We start from the raw sequence: 15,739 nt of genomic DNA, 5'->3' as shown, positions 1-15,739 counted from the left end.
TTAATGGCCGTGGACTGGATAAGGATAAAGGACCTTGGTGGTGGGGAGCACGCCTACAGGACAGGGGTCGGGGGAAACGCCCTGGATATACGTGTAAGTGAAAGAAAGATAACCGTGACCTTTCTTATTGATGAAAACCCTGTCCAGAGAGTATTCCTGAAATCAAACCTGATCTACTATGATTACACCTCAGAACACCTGAGAAAAAAATACGGCGGAGAATAGAGTATGAGAACCATGATTTTTGATATAGATAAAACACTGCTTACCGGATCCCACTGTCATTTTTATTCATTCAAACAGGCCTTCAGGGACCTCTTTGATGTTGAAATCGAAATCGACATTGGAAGCATCCAGGGGATGACCGACAGGGAGATAATATTCCGTACTGCCCGTAGATACGGCCTTGAGATTGATGATGGTGTCTTCTCGGAGATCGTTGATAGCATCTCATGCCATTACCTTGAAAACCTTGAAAGGGACCGTATAACGCCCCTGGAAGGTGCCGGAGTCGTCCTTGGAAAACTCCATGAGATGAATGTCCCCCTGGGGGTTGTTACAGGTAACATTGAACCCGTTGCATGGCTGAAGCTTCAGCAGGCAGGTTTCAGTGAATACTTCAGTTATGGTGGTTTCGGTAATGAGGGGTGCAGGAGGAGTTCAATTATAAGGGTGGCCCTTGAGAGGCTTGCTGCAAGGGAGGGACCCGTGAACCCCTCCGAAACCTTCATAGTCGGTGACACCCCCAGGGACATCGCAGGGGGTAGGGAGGCTGGACTCAGGACCATAGGGGTTGCCACAGGGGACTTCACGTGTGCTGAACTTAAATCAGCCGGCGCAGACCATGTGCTTGAGGGTCTGCATGACGTTGAAGGTTTCTTCGAGATAATATCAGCTTACGGTGCAGGTGTAAGCCTCTGAGGTGTTTCTATGAGGATAGCGTTAACCGGTGCGTCTGGAATGCTTGGAAGTGACCTCAGGGAGGTCCTTGAGAAGGATCATGAGGTTCTAACAACCGATGTGGATGTGAGGGACCTTGAGGGAGTTGTGGAGACCATCCATGACATGCAGCCGGACCTTGTGATACATTCAGCGGCATTCACCGATGTTGATGGTGCTGAATCAGACCGTGAAACAGCCTATCAGGTGAACGTCCTTGGAACCAGGAATATTGCCGTTGCATCCTCAAATACAGGGGCTTCCCTGGTTTACATATCAACGGACTATGTTTTTGATGGTGAAAAGGACTCAGGGTACCTTGAATTTGATGAACCAAACCCCCTGAACTTTTATGGGAGGACAAAGTACCTTGGGGAGCTTGCTGTAAGGGACCTCACCGACAGGTTCTATATAGTAAGGACATCCTGGCTGTTTGGCAGGAACGGGAGGAACTTCGTTAAGACCATGATAGAGCTTGCAGAGGCGGGTCATGAGATAAGCGTGGTGGATGATCAGTACGGTTCACCCACCTACACCCATGACCTTGCCTTGGCCATGGCTGAACTCATCGAAAGACCGGCCTATGGGATCTACCACATTACAAACTCGGAGAACTGTTCATGGTACGAATTTGCCCTTGAGATCTTTGAAGTCCTTGATATGGACGTGAAACTCAAGCCGATAGGAAGCGAGGATTTCCCGAGGCCCGCCAGAAGGCCCAGGTGTTCCATCCTTAAAAACCATAACTGGACCATGGAGGGCTTCAAACCCCTCCGCAGCTACAGGGAGGCCCTTAAGGATTACCTTAAAAGGGAATATGGTGTTTAACAGTTAAGTATGAGGTGAAGCTATGAAGGGAATAGTGCTTGCAGGAGGCTCGGGCACCCGCCTTTACCCGATAACAAGGGCTGTTTCAAAGCAGCTCCTCCCCGTATATGACAAACCCATGATCTACTACCCCATCTCTGTGCTGATGCTGGCAGGTATAAGGGACATACTGGTGATATCCACCCCCAGGGACCTGCCCCTCTACAGGGACCTCCTCGGTGATGGCAGCCAGTTCGGAGTTAAATTCAGCTACGCTGTACAGGAAAAGCCCAGGGGGATAGCGGACGCCTTCATCGTGGGGAAGGAGTTCATAGGAGACTCAAAGGTCGCCCTTGTCCTCGGTGACAACGTATTCTACGGGCACCGTTTCAGTGAAATACTCAGGAGGGCCGCCTCCCTCAGGGATGGTGCCGTTATATTCGGTTACTATGTTAAGGACCCCCGACCCTTCGGTGTTGTTGAATTTGACAGCGAGGGCAGGGTGATATCCCTTGAGGAGAAACCAGAGAAACCTAAATCCAATTATGTTGTGCCCGGCCTCTACTTCTATGACAACCGGGTGGTTGAGATCGCCGAGAAGATAAAACCGTCGGAGAGGGGGGAGCTTGAGATAACATCCATCAATGAGGAGTACCTCAGGATGAAAAAACTCAGGGTGGAACTCATGGGACGCGGGATGGCCTGGCTGGACACAGGGACCCATGACGGCCTCCTTGAAGCAAGCAGCTTCATAGAGACCATACAGAAAAGGCAGGGATTCTACATTGCATGCCTTGAGGAGATAGCCTATAACAATGGCTGGATCACAAGGAACAGGTCCTTGAAATGGCATCCCGGCTTGAGAAGACAGATTACGGTAAGTACTTGAGGGACCTTGCGGAGGGTAACTTCCATGGGTAAATTCAGGTTCATAAGGACGGAACTGGATGGTGCTGTTATAATAGAACCGGAGGTATACTCCGATGAGAGGGGCTACTTCATGGAGACCTTCAATGAATCAGATTTCATTGATGGCGGCCTTGATGTTAGATTCGTGCAGGACAATGAGTCAATGTCACGCAGGGGCGTCCTGAGGGGCCTTCACTTCCAGCTGAGAAAACCCCAGGGTAAGCTGGTCCGTGTGGTGAAGGGGGAGGTCTTTGATGTTGCGGTTGACCTCAGGAGGGATTCTGAAACCTACGGTGAATGGACCGGTGTCATACTATCAGATTCAAACAGGAGGGAGTTCTTCATCCCTGAAGGCTTTGCCCATGGATTCCTGGCCCTCAGTGATGAGTGCATACTCAACTATAAATGCACCCGTCTCTACCACCCTGAATATGACTCTGGCATCCCATGGAACGACCCGGATATCGGTATTGAATGGCCCCTCGACCTTGTGGATGAACTTATAATCTCAGATAAGGACCGGAAATGGAGGCCCCTACGGGAAAACCCTGTATACCTTTGAGGATACAGGGGGCCAGATCCATTAGAAGATAAAACACCCCATAACTGTGAGGAGATCCCATGGAGAGAATTCTGGTAACCGGTGGCGCCGGGTTCATTGGAAGTAACTTTATAAGGTACATGCTTGAAAGGCACAGCTACAGCATAATAAACCTTGATGCCCTTACCTACTGCGGTAACCTTGAAAACCTGAGGGATGTGGAGGACCATCCACGCTACACCTTCATAAGGGGAAGCATAACCGACAGGGAACTTGTTAACAGGATAATCCGGGATGTTGATGCTGTTATAAACTTTGCTGCAGAGTCCCATGTTGATAGAAGCATCCAGGACCCTGAAATATTCATAAAAACCAATGTCCTTGGAACCCAGACCCTCCTTGAAGCCTCGAGGAGGGAGGGGATTGAAAGGTTCATACAGATATCCACCGATGAGGTCTATGGTTCCGCTGAAACAGGGTACTTCACAGAGGAGACTCCCCTTGCACCCAACAGTCCCTACTCTGCCAGCAAGGCCGCTGCTGACCTCATGGTGAGGGCCTATCACAGGACCTACGGGCTTCCTGTTAACATTACAAGGTGCTCAAACAACTACGGACCCTACCAGTTCCCTGAGAAACTCATACCCCTCATGATAACCAATGCCCTTGAGGATCGGCCCCTCCCGGTTTATGGTGATGGGATGAATGTGAGGGACTGGTTGCACGTGGAGGACCACTGCAGTGCCATAGACCTTGTCCTGCATCATGGAAGGGATGGTGAAGTCTACAATATCGGTGGTAACAATGAGAGGAGGAATATTGATATTGTGAGGTTAATCCTCAGGGAACTGGGGAAAGATGAGTCCCTCATAAGATTCGTTGAGGACCGGCCCGGCCATGACAGGAGGTACGCCATTGATGCCACACGTATAAGGAATGAGCTTGGCTGGAAGCCCCGCTACTCCTTCAGGGAGGGTATAAGGGAGACCATCAACTGGTACATCCGTAACCGCAAATGGTGGGAGAACATAAAGAGCGGGGAATACCTCAGGTACTATGAGAGGATGTACGGTCACCGATTAGGCTCCTGATCTCGGCGAGGTTCCTCTCTATGAATTCCCTTGATGATGGATCTGAAAGTATCATTAGCTGCTTCTTACCTGTCCTTTCATGGGCCCTCCTCAGGACCTCCTGGATCTCATCCACGTCCATCTCAAGGACCGCCCTCACCCTCCTCCTGTCATGATCTGAAAGTTTACCGTACTCTGATACTATCCGTGAACTGAACCTTGAGGCGAGGTTTGTGCCGGACCTTGCCCATCTCCCGAGAAGGAAGGAGGGGATGCTCGTGAAGAGGGACAGGTATTCTATAACATCTTCATCGGTTATCTTCATGGTTTAAGTTATGGGTCGCCCCATTTAAATCAGTGCCCCATCCAGAGATGATACAATGGAGAAGATACTTAAACCATCACCACGATATTATTAAATGGATACATCACCGGCAGATGAAAAGCAATAGGATCCATTGATTCTTGCTCTCCATGTTAAACATGATAATGCATGGAAAAATGCACCGTCAGGCCCTTACCCGAAAAACTCGATCTCAAAATTGGATATTCCATGAACCCCGATGTTCCTCCATGTATTCCCGGTCATCATAGTGTGTTTTCAGTGTTAAATTGATGAAACTGCAGCACGCGTTAAATCCCATTGAATTCTGCAGCATGATGGGCGGTGATGATTTAATGGATGGTGGTGTTCTTATTGGATGTGGTTCTCATAAACCCCCTGGATAAAAATGCTGTGAAGAATAAGCTTGGCCTTGTCCTCCCACCCCTGAACCTCATGTACCTTGCAGCCGCCCTTGAAAGGGCCTCCTTCAGTGTTAAAATCATAGATGATGACCTCCAGGGGCTGGGTGCAGAGAAGGTTGCAGGTATCATCGAAAAACTTGACCCCCTCATTGTTGGGATAACAGCAACAACAGCAACCATAAAGACCTCACTTGAATACCTCGGGGCCGTTAAGAGGCTTCTTCCTGATGTGCTTACGGTCATAGGAGGACCACACCCCACCTTTCTCCCTGAAAGGACCCTCAGTGACTCGGATGCCCTTGATGTTGTTGTGATGGGTGAGGGGGAGGCCACGATTGTTGACCTTGCAGAGAAGTATGAGAGAAGGGGAGCCCCATCCCTCAGGGACGTTGCCGGTATAAGCTACAGGGAGGGTGGCTCCATAAGAACAAATAGGCCGAGGCCCCTCATAGAGGATCTTGATGATTTACCATTTCCTGCAAGGCACCTTGTACCCTTCCGTGATTATGAGACATCGGACCAGGAAGCCGGGGGTATGATAACCAGCAGGGGCTGTGTCTATCCCTGCAGGTACTGCTCATCCTCCCTCATAATGGGTAAGAAGTTCAGGTTCAGGAGCGCTGAGAATGTGGTGGATGAGGTGGAGGAGCTTGTGGACAGATACGGGCTCCATGATATCGCGTTCCTCGATGACACCTTCATGCTCCACAGGCCAAGGGCAGGGGAAATTTCACGGGAGATCAGAGAAAGGGGAATTGATGTGAGTTTCGTCACATCATCCCGGGTTGACATGGTCAGGAGGTCGCTTCTTGAGGATCTAAGGTCCGCAGGTATGAGCACCGTATATTATGGTGTTGAATCAGGCTGCCAGCGGATTCTTAACCTCATGGAAAAGGGCATAACCCTGAAGCAGGCTGAGGATGCTGTTAAGGCTGCTAAAGATGTGGGTGTTGATGTTGTAACCTCATTCATCCTCGGTTACCCCGGAGAGAAGCCCTCGGAGATGGACAGGACCATTGATTTTTCAATAAAACTCGACCCTGACTACAGCCAGTACTCAATCCTCACCCCCTTCCCAGGGACACCCATCTACCATGAACTCAGTAAGAGGAACCTCCTGGATGAGGACTGGGATAAGTACACGGTTATACAGCCAGTTATAAAGTACGAGAAACTTGGACTGAGCCGGGAGACTGTAATGAGGAAGCTGGTGAAGGCCTACATCAGGTTCTATTCAAGACCATCCTACCTCCTGAAACACGGTTACATGATAGGTGTTTTCCTTAAAACACTCTACAGGACTTACATAGAACCGAAAATACCCTTCAGGTCAAAAAAATAAATATGGGGTTTACTGGAAACCGAAGGGTAACATGTAGGGTATCATGCTGAATCCGCCGAGGCCCACCCTGTTTATTATATCAACCCTTGAATCTGCTGTCCGGTAGGAATCACCCTCCATCTCAAGGTGCCCTGTTCTGTTACTGATAACATTGAAGCCCCGGGGTTCAAAGGATATCCCACCATAATCAACATCTGCCATTATCCTGAGGTTTCTCAGTTTATTCATTGCTAACGTGGTTCCTCCGATGTTCACATCAGTGTATATTGATCCGTTACCCTGAATATCCGGCTGAGTCTCTGTTATGTAGAATCCCCCTGTATTTACGCTCATTGATATGTTTTTAAAGGCTGTTCTTCCGATTACAAGTGTTCCGCCGCCGGCATACTCGATCGTTGAGTTGAGGGTGTCTATCCTTGAATCATTTGAGAGTATGGCTGTGAATCCACCCACCTTACTCCTGATGGTGATGTTGTAGGTGTATTCGTTTGAAAGGAGGACCCTTGCAGCGCCACCATCCATTTTCACATTTATGTTCAGGTTTTCACCGTCCACTGTATGGTTAACTGATGGTGCCACTGAACCTTCATCCCTCTCTGTTTCAATGTTATAAACATTCCCGGAGTTTTTGGTGAATGCCAGGAGTACTCCTGTTGCGTTTGACTCTATATCCAGGTTAACATATTTAACATCAGACGCCCCCGTCTTTTCAAGTGTGAAATTCTCCTTAACAACCCTATCATCATCTGATGGCAGCAGAGGCGCTGCAAGGGCTGTGATGAACGCGGCCACCAGTACCAGGATGATTAGGGCGCTTAAAAGTTTATCTGAATCCATCAGAACACCCCTACGAGCATTATAAGAAGCACCATCACAGTGGCCGGGAGGCCGAATACTGAAAGGAATGCCCTCCCATAGCCTATTTCATGTTCAGCGTCCACTGCAGCGGCTGCAATCATAATGACCCATATGTACATTATCACCATCAGGAGGGTTGATGTGAAGACCGTCTGGAGGAGTGTGAGGGTCATGAAGGCGAATATCCCTATTATGAATGGAGCCGCCGAGAATCCCATCATTTTAAGGGTTCCGGTGAAGGTCCCCTTACCCTCGAAAACCGCTAAGGCCACGATATATGATATCACCGACCATAAGAGGAGTTTCAGGAATGAAACAACAAGAACTACCAGTGCAAAGATCACCGGCATTATCAGCCATCCCCCTGTTACAGAGGATAAGGCTCCTCCCAGGCTGAACCCAAGGAAAGCCGAGAGGAAGACGTAGAGATAGAGTCCCTGATTTTCAAGCCCCATATCCTTTGTCCTCTTAAGTGCTTCCTCCGGAGACTTTAAAAGAAGGAGGATGTCATCTGAAAGGTGCATAATTCCCTTTAACAACTTTAAACCCCCAATTAACTTTATGGTTACCGTCATGAGAACAATAATTTAAGGCATTTTGATTTTCTGCATCTTAATCCATTTGAGATCTTCTACGCACCCCAACGTAGAGCATCACCCCCCCTTAATTTATATATTAATTTGAAGTCAGGGCATAATAAAATTTTATCAGTGTAATTCGTAATATCTGTCTATTACGAAGTTTTTGAAGGTGGTCAGTCTGCAGGTTCTCATAGATTTACTGCAGAGATCCTCCACTTCCCTGATGAATGCAAAGTATTTCAAGATGAAAATAAATAGTCATCACAGGGGGTACCATGGACTCAGGTAAACTCTTGAAGTTCAAGGAAGCGGTCCTCATAATACTCATAGTCCTGGATATAGTCCTTTTAACTTACCTCTCAATCTATAAAGCCAGTCCCCCCGTTGTAACCGCCGTAAACCAGTTCGACCTGGTTCTATGCCTAATCCTCTTTACAGAATTCATGTTCAACCTCAGGGGCTCCGAGGATAGGTTGGGCTTCATAAGGAGAACTGGGTCGATATCATCGCATTCATCCCCATCGACTTCTTCAGGGCCTTCAGGTTTTTAAGGTTCATAAGGGTCATAAAGGTCCTAGCCCTCTTTAGAAAGTACCTTAAAAAGATCTTCTCATTCATGGTGGACACCCACGTCGATGAGGCCCTCGGCATACTCCTCTTTGCCATTGCCTCAGGAAGCCTCCTCTTCTACATCACCGAAGCCGGTGTGAACAGATCCCCCTCAGAGGCCCCCTTGATTCATTGTGGTACAGCATCACAGCCATACTCTCAGGTGAAGTTGTTATAACACCTGCAACACCCTACAGGAAGGCCATTACAAGCATGCTTATGCTGGTCGGGGTGACCTTCATAGGCTTCCTCACGGCGTCCCTTGCCTCCTGATTCGTTAAAAACCCTGAGGAGGAGAAGGAGATCCATGATAGCATTGAAAAAATTGAGAGAAACCTTGAAGAACTTAGAAGGGAAATAAATGAACTTAAGGATATGCTGAGGGAAAGGGACTGAACCCGAGCCCTGCTGTGAACTTAAGATAGGTCAAGAGGGGCTGAAGTTCACCGTTACTTTTATACATGATGCCATGGTAAGGATTAAATCATAAACCTAAACCGAGGATTTTAATGTCAAGGTCATCGTATATCATCATTGCAGCTGTCCTTCTGTTTGGTTCATACCTCTACGCTGTGACGGCACTGAGTCCTGTGGAACCCGTTGGACGCCTGGGCTTTGTTAAAGTGGCAAATCCTGACATGTACCCGGGGCATCCCCAGTCAAAGGTCCTGGCAGATTACGCTGCCCAGAGGGGATCAAAATGCGCCCTTGTGGTCCACTATGCAGGCGACTCAAACTACCGCCACTACAGGGAGGGCAACGTAACAATAATCGAACTCGCATATATCAGCCAGGAGTACCGTACCGATATAGACTGGACAGAGGTCCTTGAAGCATTCATATTCGGGGTGCCTGACGGCAAATACCGTTACAGGGCTGATGGATACGAATTCAGCAGCCTTGATGAGGCAATGGATTACGTTGAGCGTATAGCCAGGGAAAAGGGTCAGGAGGGCCCCATGCCCATGGTATTCCATGGCACGGTCAGGGATGGTAACGTATTCATAAACCCTGGCTGCGGTTTCCCCCTCTACGTCCAGATAGCCTGGAGACAGTACGGGAGGCTCGGAGCCTACTACTACATAATAAAGGGCCTCATACACCCATACCTCAACAACCCCTACGCTGCATATGAGCTGATGCATGCATCGGACCTTCAGAGGCTCTACAACAGAGGATACCTTGACTACACAATGAGGGGTTAGTAGCCAAGATCCTCAAGAAAGTCTTCCCTCACCCTGTAAAATCTCCTTAACTTTTCATCTGTAAGGTGCCTGTAGAGTACCCTGATTCTTGGATTTGCCTCAAGAAGCTTTCTTTTATCACTGAGGAATGTCCAGAACAGGGCGTCCCATACATCGCACCATTCGCCGCGGCTGTGGTTGCTCATCCTCAGCAGGTAGTTTGATGATGAGATGTAGGGTTTTGTTGCCATAAGACCACCGTCGGCGTACTGGCTCATGCCATAGACATTGGGCACCATGACCCAGTCATAGGCATCTACAAACATCTCCATGAACCAACTGTAGACCTCATCAGGGTCTATGCCAAGGAGGAGCATGAAGTTCCCTATAACCATGAGCCTCTCTATGTGGTGCGTGTACCCGTACTCCAGAACCCTCCCTACTGCAGTATCATAGGGTTCTATACCCGTACATCCCAGGTACAATTTACTGTTGAGTTTCCTCGTGTGTTTGAAGTAATTCCTGCTCCGCTCATAGGATCCTTTTTTGATGTAAACCGCCCTCACAAATTCCCTCCACCCCATGATCTGCCTCACGAAGCCCTCAACTGAATTCAGGGGGGCTCTGGAAGACAGGGCCGCATCCATAACCTCGGCCGGTGTGATGAGGCATGTGTTGAGTGATGATGAAAGCACCGAGTGGAAGAGGAATATCTCCTGACGGGATATGAAGTCCTGGTAACTCCCAAAGTTCTCCAGGCGGTTCTCAATGAAGTCCTTGAGGAATATTTCAGCCTCCCTGTGGGTGGTGGGGTAGTTGAAGTGCTCGGTGGACCCTGGGTTATCATGGAACCTCTCCTCAACGTAGGCCCTGGCCTCCCTGACATAGGGGTTCTCAGGAAGCCTTACAGGTTCTGGAACCTTCATTCCCTGTGGTAATCTGCGCCTGTTCTCGGTATCAAAGGTCCATTTACCCCCAACCGGCTTCGAATTCCTGGTGAGGATTGAAAGCCTCTTCCTCTCCCTTATATAGAATGATGTGAGGAAGAACCTGTCCCCCATGAAGTATTTATCCATAAGGTCCCTCTTCAGGAGGAAGGGACCTTCAAGTTCAACAAGTTCAACACTGAGTTCCCTGCAGAGACCCCTAAGTCTCCTGCTGAGTTCATGGTCAAGGAGTTCCAGGGTGTAGATCCTGTCATATTCCTCAAGGTGCTCCCTGAGGTATGACATCCCCGGGTCCGGGTTGTGTTCGATGTACTCTGTCTCCATGCCCCCTCCTTCAAGGCGGTCACGGTAGTACCTCATTGATGCCCGGAGCAGTACCAGTTTGTTCTTATGGAAATTCAGCCTGAATACCGGGTCACCGAAGAAGAGCTGTTCCTCCACAAGTATGAAGCGGGAGGTTTTTTCTGCTGCAGGGTGAAACTTCATAAGGTGATGGGGGAATACCAGGGCAGCGGATTTTTCATTCATGAATAGAGATATGTTGCTCAGTATCTATAAATTTAAAAAGGATTTTCATAGAGGGATCGGCTGTTCATTATCTACAGTATCTATAAATTTAAAAAGGATTTTCATAGAGGGATCGGCTGTTCATTATCTATAAATCTGCAAAGTTTTATTAGGATCATTCACCATAGATTACACAGGTGTTTATAATGGTTAAACCTGGAGCGGTTATTACCGGTTTCGTACTCTCGGTGGTGTTTCCTGTTATACTGAGTCCCTTCATTAACCAGGCCTCGGTGCTGGGTCTTTTCCTTGCAGGTTTCATTGTGGGCCTCATGGTTAAGGAGGGCGCCCTTGCAGGGTTCTGGAACGCCACCGTTGCAGGAGCATTGGGGGGTATAGTGCTGGCCATACTTCTTGTGATATTTGGCACGGTCCTGGGGGGTTTAGGAGGATTCCTGATAGGGGCCTTTGCAGGAACTGCCCTGGTGCTTGTACTTCTACTCGTATCCATGATATTCATGGGGATCGGTGGCGCCATCGGAGGATTCCTTGCAGGCGACTGAAAAAGGGAACATTCCACCTGTACAGGAATCGGCTTTTTCCCGGTCAAAACATTTAATCTGGAAAATAGAGTATTTTTAATAGAGAGGACCATGAACTGTTTTACCGGGGCATCATGGACCCTAAGATTTATTTTAACAGAAAACAGATATTCTGAATGTAAATATGATGGAGACTTTGAATGCTGATCGGAGTTATATCAGACACCCATATACCGGACAGGGCAGAGGGGATCCCTGAAATGGTTTTCAGGGTATTCAGTGAGGTGGAGCTGATCCTCCATGCAGGGGATCTTACATCAATGGAAGTCGTCCATGAACTTGAAACACTGGCACCTGTTGAGTGTGTCCAGGGGAACATGGACCGCTATCATCACACCGAAATCCCCAGGTCAAGGGTCCTTGAGATCGAATCCTTAAGGATTGGGCTGAACCATGGTGAGGTTTACCCCCGCGGGGACACCCAGCAGCTGAGGTACATTGGCCTTGAGCTTGACGCTGATGTCCTCATAACTGGACACACACATCAACCCTTCATAACGGAACTCAGGGACATCCTCCTCCTGAACCCTGGAAGCCCCACCGTCCCCAGGTTAACGGATCCAAGCGTCATGCTCCTCAGGGTAGAGGATGATAAACTGGATGCTGAGATTGTTAAGGTGGGGGCCCCTGTATGCAGATCACTGCAGTTTGGAGGTGCCGCCGATGGGTAAGAGGTGGCAGGCTGAAAGGAAGAGGGACCACTACTACAGGAGTGTCAAGATGGAGAACTACCGTTCAAGGGCATCCTACAAGCTCCTTCAGCTCAACAACCGTTACAGGCTCATAAAAAAGGGTGATGTGGTCCTTGACCTTGGAGCAGCTCCAGGGGGCTGGTCACAGGTCGCCCTTGATAAGGTTGGTGAGGATGGACTGGTGGTTGCCGTGGACCTTCAGAGGATAAAGGGGTTTCCGGCTGAAAACTTCAGGTCCATCAGGGGTGACTTCACCGACCCAGAGATAAAGGATCGGATAATCCATGAACTGGGCGGCAGGGCAGATGTGGTCATATCCGATGCCGCACCATCACTATCAGGTATAAAGGACATTGATCATCTGCGTTCAATGGAACTGGTTGAGAACGTCCTTGATATAGCCTACAGGGTGCTTGATAAGAAGGGAAACATCCTTATAAAGGCCTTTCAGGGTCCTGACCTCCCGGAGATCCTGTCCAGGCTCAGGAGGGACTTCTGGAAACTTAAAACCACAAAGCCGGCATCATCCAGGAAGGCCAGTGCTGAGATGTACATCGTTGGAAGGGACTTTAAGGGAAGAAGAAAATGGGAGAGGATCATCGTCTAGATCCAGAATAAAGATGGGAAAATCACAGCATAGATTCACTCAAATCCCGACAAATGGTAAAGAATGAAAAAACATACTCATTGAGATGAAAGGCTCTGGAATCTCAGAGCCTTCTCCTCAAATCATCCAGTGCCTGTGCAGCCACCTGAAGCTGGTACCTTGCAGTTTTTATCCTCTCATCAACCTCTTCCTTTGGTTTATCGGTTACAAGTGCACTGTTAACATCATCTATGGCGGATTTTGCCTTCACAAGTTCGATCTCTGCATTCAGGTATGTCTTTGTCAGGTTATCATTGTTCCTCCTGTAAACCTCCTTTTTAGCATCATCATACTGTACCTTGAGGGCGGAGTAATCACTCTGAAGCTTGGCAAGTTCATCATACTGGGATCCCCTGTCAACACTGCCTGATATGGCCTCTGAAATGGCATCAACACCAATGTAGGCGAATACCAGTACCGTACCTATGATAAGGAGTATTCCCAGGATGGATATTGTCATTGATGTTAATTTGAACATGTTTATCCTTGATCTCCTCATAATATCACCTGGACTCAACCTAGTCAGTAAACATTTACATCACTATGATCTCATCGGTGTCCATTTAAACTCAGGATCTTTTATTACTTAATGATTAATGATCCCTGCAATCCCTTATTTAACAATCACCAAATCAGAACCTTATCACTTAATGATTCCTGCAATACCCCCAAAGAAAATTCCTCATTAAAGTTTTATAATGGGGTCATAATATAGTTTTCATGATGAAAACCGTTGACAAGAGCAAAACAGCACTGACCAAATTCGAGGAATTCTTCTCAACAAAGTACAAGGATAAGGTCTTTGAGGCTATAGAGAAATATCCTACTGAAAGATCAATCCATGTTGATTATCTTGACCTTGAAATGTTCGATCCGGACCTTGCAGACCTTTTAATTGAAAAACCCGATGATGTGATAAGGGCAGCCCAGCAGGCCATAAGGAACATAGACCCCCTCAGAAAGAACGCTGAACTCAACATAAAATTCATGGGGATCAGCAACATAATCCCCCTGAGGGAGCTCCGCAGCAAGTTCATAGGTAAATTTGTGGCTGTGGATGGGATTGTGAGGAAAACCGATGAGATAAGGCCCAGGATAGTTAAGGCTGTCTTCGAGTGCCGTGGATGTATGAGGCTGCATGAGGTGACCCAGTCAACCAACATGTTAACGGAGCCCTCCATGTGTTCAGAGTGTGGTGGGCGGTCATTCCGGCTGCTCCAGGATGAGTCCGAGTTCCTTGACACCCAGACACTGAAACTCCAGGAGCCCCTGGAGAACCTTTCAGGTGGGGAGCAGCCCAGGCAGATAACGGTCGTCCTTGAGGATGACCTTGTGGACACCCTCACACCAGGTGATATAGTGAGGGTCACCGGGACCCTGAGAACCGTCAGGGATGAGAGGACCAAGAGGTTCAAGAACTTCATATACGGTAACTATGCAGAGTTCCTTGAACAGGAATTCGAGGAGCTCCAGATAACAGAGGAGGATGAGGAGAAGATAAAGGAACTTGCCAGTGACCCCAACATCTATGAGAAGATAATAAGATCCACGGCCCCATCAATCCACGGGTACCGTGAGGTCAAGGAGGCCATAGCCCTCCAGCTCTTCGGTGGCTCCGGTAAGGAGCTTGATGACAAGACCCGGCTTCGTGGAGACATACACATACTCATAGTAGGGGACCCTGGTATAGGTAAGTCCCAGATGCTCAAGTACGTCTCAAAGCTGGCCCCCAGAGGCATCTACACCAGCGGTAAGGGTACATCAGGGGTCGGTCTTACAGCCGCTGCCGTCAGGGATGAATTCGGGGGCTGGTCCCTTGAGGCAGGGGCCCTTGTCCTCGGGGATAAGGGTAACGTCTGTGTTGACGAACTGGACAAGATGCGTGAGGAGGACCGCTCTGCCATACACGAGGCCCTGGAGCAGCAGACCATCAGCATAGCAAAGGCAGGGATAATGGCCACCCTCAACTCAAGGTGCTCTGTCCTTGCAGCTGCAAACCCCAAGTTCGGACGCTTCGATAGTTACAAGTCAATAGCGGAGCAGATAGACCTCCCATCAACCATACTCTCACGTTTCGACCTCATATTTGTGGTTGAGGACAAGCCCGATGAGGACAAGGACCGTGCCCTTGCAAGGCACATACTCAAGACCCATAAGGAGGACCAGATGCCCTTCGAAATTGACCCTGAACTCCTGAGGAAGTACATCGCCTATGCAAGGAAGAACGTGCGGCCGGTGCTTACGGATGAAGCCATGCAGGTCCTTGAGGACTTCTATGTATCAATGAGGGCAAGCGCTGCAGATGAGGATTCCCCGGTACCCATAACCGCAAGGCAGCTGGAGGCCATAATACGTCTCTCTGAGGCCAGTGCAAAGATAAAGCTCAAGGAACACGTTGAGGCTGAAGACGCCAGGAAGGCCATCAAGTTATCCCAGGCCTGTCTGAAACAGGTGGGCTACGACCCTGAAACAGGAAAGATAGACATAGACAAGGTTGAGGGGAGAACACCGAAATCTGAGAGGGACAAGTTCCGCCTGATCATTGAACTCATAAGGGAATTTGAGGATGAATACGGTGGCAAGGCACCCACCAATATTCTTATATCTGAGATGATGGATAGATATAATGTGAGTGAGGAAAAGGTGGAGGAAGTCATAAGGATCCTCAAGGACAAGGGAGTTATATTTGAACCCAGCAGAGGATACCTTAAGATAGTTTAGCTTTTCCATATTAACACTTTTATCTGGAGGTATCAGT

18 protein-coding genes and 1 pseudogene are annotated in these 15,739 nt (G+C 48.6%); 14 read left to right on the top strand and 5 right to left on the bottom strand.

Annotation, left to right across the window (positions count from 1 at the left end; translation table 11 throughout):
• Positions 1-3 precede the first annotated feature (3 nt).
• The 6 genes and pseudogenes from FZP57_RS01545 (at position 4) to rfbB (ending at position 4,287) form a co-directional block, all read left to right on the top strand.
• Positions 4-225, top strand: a complete 222-nt coding sequence (locus FZP57_RS01545; RefSeq protein WP_074358466.1) for a hypothetical protein — start codon at positions 4-6, stop codon at positions 223-225.
• Positions 226-228: 3 nt separating this feature from the next.
• Positions 229-921 (top strand): HAD family hydrolase, encoded by a 693-nt coding sequence (locus FZP57_RS01540; RefSeq protein ID WP_074358465.1) that lies wholly within the window; start codon positions 229-231, stop codon positions 919-921.
• 9 nt (positions 922-930) lie between these two features.
• Positions 931-1,767 (top strand): dTDP-4-dehydrorhamnose reductase, encoded by an 837-nt coding sequence (rfbD, locus tag FZP57_RS01535; protein ID WP_074358464.1) that lies wholly within the window; start codon positions 931-933, stop codon positions 1,765-1,767.
• Between the two features lie 22 nt (positions 1,768-1,789).
• Positions 1,790-2,667, top strand: a pseudogene (rfbA, locus tag FZP57_RS01530) (glucose-1-phosphate thymidylyltransferase RfbA).
• Positions 2,660-3,217 carry a dTDP-4-dehydrorhamnose 3,5-epimerase gene (rfbC, locus tag FZP57_RS01525; RefSeq protein ID WP_074358462.1) on the top strand — a complete coding sequence of 186 codons (558 nt, stop codon included), beginning with the start codon at positions 2,660-2,662 and terminating at the stop codon, positions 3,215-3,217. Before rfbA ends, rfbC begins: the two are co-directional and overlap by 8 nt.
• A gap of 59 nt (positions 3,218-3,276) precedes the next feature.
• A complete protein-coding gene (gene rfbB / locus FZP57_RS01520) occupies positions 3,277-4,287 on the top strand; it encodes a dTDP-glucose 4,6-dehydratase (RefSeq protein WP_074358461.1) in 1,011 nt (336 codons plus the stop codon).
• Here the strand turns inward: rfbB and FZP57_RS01515 are convergent.
• Positions 4,244-4,591: a hypothetical protein gene (locus FZP57_RS01515; RefSeq protein WP_074358460.1), complete on the bottom strand. Its 348-nt coding sequence runs from the start codon at positions 4,589-4,591 to the stop codon at positions 4,244-4,246. The two genes, rfbB and FZP57_RS01515, sit on opposite strands and share 44 nt — an antisense overlap.
• 378 nt (positions 4,592-4,969) lie before the next feature.
• Here FZP57_RS01515 and FZP57_RS01510 point away from each other — a divergent pair, with 378 nt between their 5' ends.
• Positions 4,970-6,355, top strand: coding sequence for a B12-binding domain-containing radical SAM protein (locus FZP57_RS01510; protein ID WP_238338004.1), 1,386 nt, complete (start codon positions 4,970-4,972; stop codon positions 6,353-6,355).
• A gap of 9 nt (positions 6,356-6,364) precedes the next feature.
• Here FZP57_RS01510 and FZP57_RS01505 read toward each other — a convergent pair whose 3' ends face one another.
• The gene (locus FZP57_RS01505; RefSeq protein WP_191216363.1) at positions 6,365-7,192 is read right to left on the bottom strand and encodes a hypothetical protein; all 828 of its coding nucleotides are present in this window, start codon (positions 7,190-7,192) and stop codon (positions 6,365-6,367) included.
• Positions 7,192-7,752, bottom strand: a complete 561-nt coding sequence (locus FZP57_RS01500; RefSeq protein WP_238337945.1) for a YIP1 family protein — start codon at positions 7,750-7,752, stop codon at positions 7,192-7,194. Before FZP57_RS01500 ends, FZP57_RS01505 begins: the two co-directional genes overlap by 1 nt.
• Positions 7,753-8,087: 335 nt before the next feature.
• On the opposite strand from FZP57_RS01500, the gene FZP57_RS01495 reads away from it, so the two are divergent.
• The 3 genes from FZP57_RS01495 (at position 8,088) to FZP57_RS01485 (ending at position 9,608) form a co-directional block, all read left to right on the top strand.
• Positions 8,088-8,345 carry a hypothetical protein gene (locus FZP57_RS01495; RefSeq protein ID WP_191216362.1) on the top strand — a complete coding sequence of 86 codons (258 nt, stop codon included), beginning with the start codon at positions 8,088-8,090 and terminating at the stop codon, positions 8,343-8,345.
• A gap of 190 nt (positions 8,346-8,535) precedes the next feature.
• Positions 8,536-8,676, top strand: coding sequence for a hypothetical protein (locus FZP57_RS01490; protein ID WP_191216361.1), 141 nt, complete (start codon positions 8,536-8,538; stop codon positions 8,674-8,676).
• Positions 8,677-8,912: 236 nt separating this feature from the next.
• A complete protein-coding gene (locus FZP57_RS01485) occupies positions 8,913-9,608 on the top strand; it encodes a hypothetical protein (RefSeq protein WP_074358455.1) in 696 nt (231 codons plus the stop codon).
• Here FZP57_RS01485 and FZP57_RS01480 read toward each other — a convergent pair.
• A complete protein-coding gene (locus FZP57_RS01480) occupies positions 9,605-11,062 on the bottom strand; it encodes a cryptochrome/photolyase family protein (protein ID WP_191216360.1) in 1,458 nt (485 codons plus the stop codon). The two genes, FZP57_RS01485 and FZP57_RS01480, sit on opposite strands and share 4 nt — an antisense overlap.
• Positions 11,063-11,247: 185 nt before the next feature.
• On the opposite strand from FZP57_RS01480, the gene FZP57_RS01475 reads away from it, so the two are divergent.
• The 3 genes from FZP57_RS01475 (at position 11,248) to FZP57_RS01465 (ending at position 12,942) form a co-directional block, all read left to right on the top strand.
• Complete coding sequence (locus FZP57_RS01475) at positions 11,248-11,604, top strand: DUF5518 domain-containing protein (protein WP_074358453.1); 357 nt, start codon at positions 11,248-11,250, stop codon at positions 11,602-11,604.
• A gap of 179 nt (positions 11,605-11,783) precedes the next feature.
• The gene (locus FZP57_RS01470; RefSeq protein WP_074358452.1) at positions 11,784-12,314 is read left to right on the top strand and encodes a metallophosphoesterase; all 531 of its coding nucleotides are present in this window, start codon (positions 11,784-11,786) and stop codon (positions 12,312-12,314) included.
• Positions 12,307-12,942 carry an RlmE family RNA methyltransferase gene (locus tag FZP57_RS01465; RefSeq protein WP_191216359.1) on the top strand — a complete coding sequence of 212 codons (636 nt, stop codon included), beginning with the start codon at positions 12,307-12,309 and terminating at the stop codon, positions 12,940-12,942. Before FZP57_RS01470 ends, FZP57_RS01465 begins: the two co-directional genes overlap by 8 nt.
• A gap of 103 nt (positions 12,943-13,045) precedes the next feature.
• Here FZP57_RS01465 and FZP57_RS01460 read toward each other — a convergent pair whose 3' ends face one another.
• Positions 13,046-13,480, bottom strand: coding sequence for a hypothetical protein (locus FZP57_RS01460; RefSeq protein ID WP_074358450.1), 435 nt, complete (start codon positions 13,478-13,480; stop codon positions 13,046-13,048).
• Positions 13,481-13,704: 224 nt separating this feature from the next.
• On the opposite strand from FZP57_RS01460, the gene mcm reads away from it, so the two are divergent.
• A complete protein-coding gene (mcm, locus tag FZP57_RS01455; protein WP_074359697.1) occupies positions 13,705-15,702 on the top strand; it encodes a minichromosome maintenance protein MCM in 1,998 nt (665 codons plus the stop codon).
• The last annotated feature ends 37 nt before the right edge of the window (positions 15,703-15,739 follow it).

The sequence above is a fragment of the Methanothermobacter sp. THM-1 genome (assembly GCF_009914355.1).
GTDB classification, from domain to species: Archaea; Methanobacteriota; Methanobacteria; order Methanobacteriales; family Methanothermobacteraceae; genus Methanothermobacter; species Methanothermobacter wolfei.
Note: the sequence above shows the minus strand (reverse complement) of the source record. Positions and strands in the feature narration are given on the sequence as shown.

Excerpts from the sequence above, each read along its gene's own strand:
- FZP57_RS01540 (WP_074358465.1), top strand. The coding sequence starts at position 229 with ATGAGAACCATGATTTTTGATATAGATAAAACACTGCTTACCGGATCC.
- FZP57_RS01475 (WP_074358453.1), top strand. The coding sequence starts at position 11,248 with ATGGTTAAACCTGGAGCGGTTATTACCGGTTTCGTACTCTCGGTGGTG.
- rfbD (WP_074358464.1), top strand. The coding sequence starts at position 931 with ATGAGGATAGCGTTAACCGGTGCGTCTGGAATGCTTGGAAGTGACCTC.
- FZP57_RS01515 (WP_074358460.1), bottom strand. The coding sequence starts at position 4,591 with ATGAAGATAACCGATGAAGATGTTATAGAATACCTGTCCCTCTTCACG.
- FZP57_RS01485 (WP_074358455.1), top strand. The coding sequence starts at position 8,913 with ATGTCAAGGTCATCGTATATCATCATTGCAGCTGTCCTTCTGTTTGGT.
- mcm (WP_074359697.1), top strand. The coding sequence starts at position 13,705 with ATGAAAACCGTTGACAAGAGCAAAACAGCACTGACCAAATTCGAGGAA.
- FZP57_RS01545 (WP_074358466.1), top strand. The coding sequence starts at position 4 with ATGGCCGTGGACTGGATAAGGATAAAGGACCTTGGTGGTGGGGAGCAC.
- rfbB (WP_074358461.1), top strand. The coding sequence starts at position 3,277 with ATGGAGAGAATTCTGGTAACCGGTGGCGCCGGGTTCATTGGAAGTAAC.
- FZP57_RS01470 (WP_074358452.1), top strand. The coding sequence starts at position 11,784 with ATGCTGATCGGAGTTATATCAGACACCCATATACCGGACAGGGCAGAG.
- FZP57_RS01480 (WP_191216360.1), bottom strand. The coding sequence starts at position 11,062 with ATGAATGAAAAATCCGCTGCCCTGGTATTCCCCCATCACCTTATGAAG.
- FZP57_RS01465 (WP_191216359.1), top strand. The coding sequence starts at position 12,307 with ATGGGTAAGAGGTGGCAGGCTGAAAGGAAGAGGGACCACTACTACAGG.
- rfbC (WP_074358462.1), top strand. The coding sequence starts at position 2,660 with ATGGGTAAATTCAGGTTCATAAGGACGGAACTGGATGGTGCTGTTATA.
- FZP57_RS01505 (WP_191216363.1), bottom strand. The coding sequence starts at position 7,192 with ATGGATTCAGATAAACTTTTAAGCGCCCTAATCATCCTGGTACTGGTG.
- FZP57_RS01460 (WP_074358450.1), bottom strand. The coding sequence starts at position 13,480 with ATGAGGAGATCAAGGATAAACATGTTCAAATTAACATCAATGACAATA.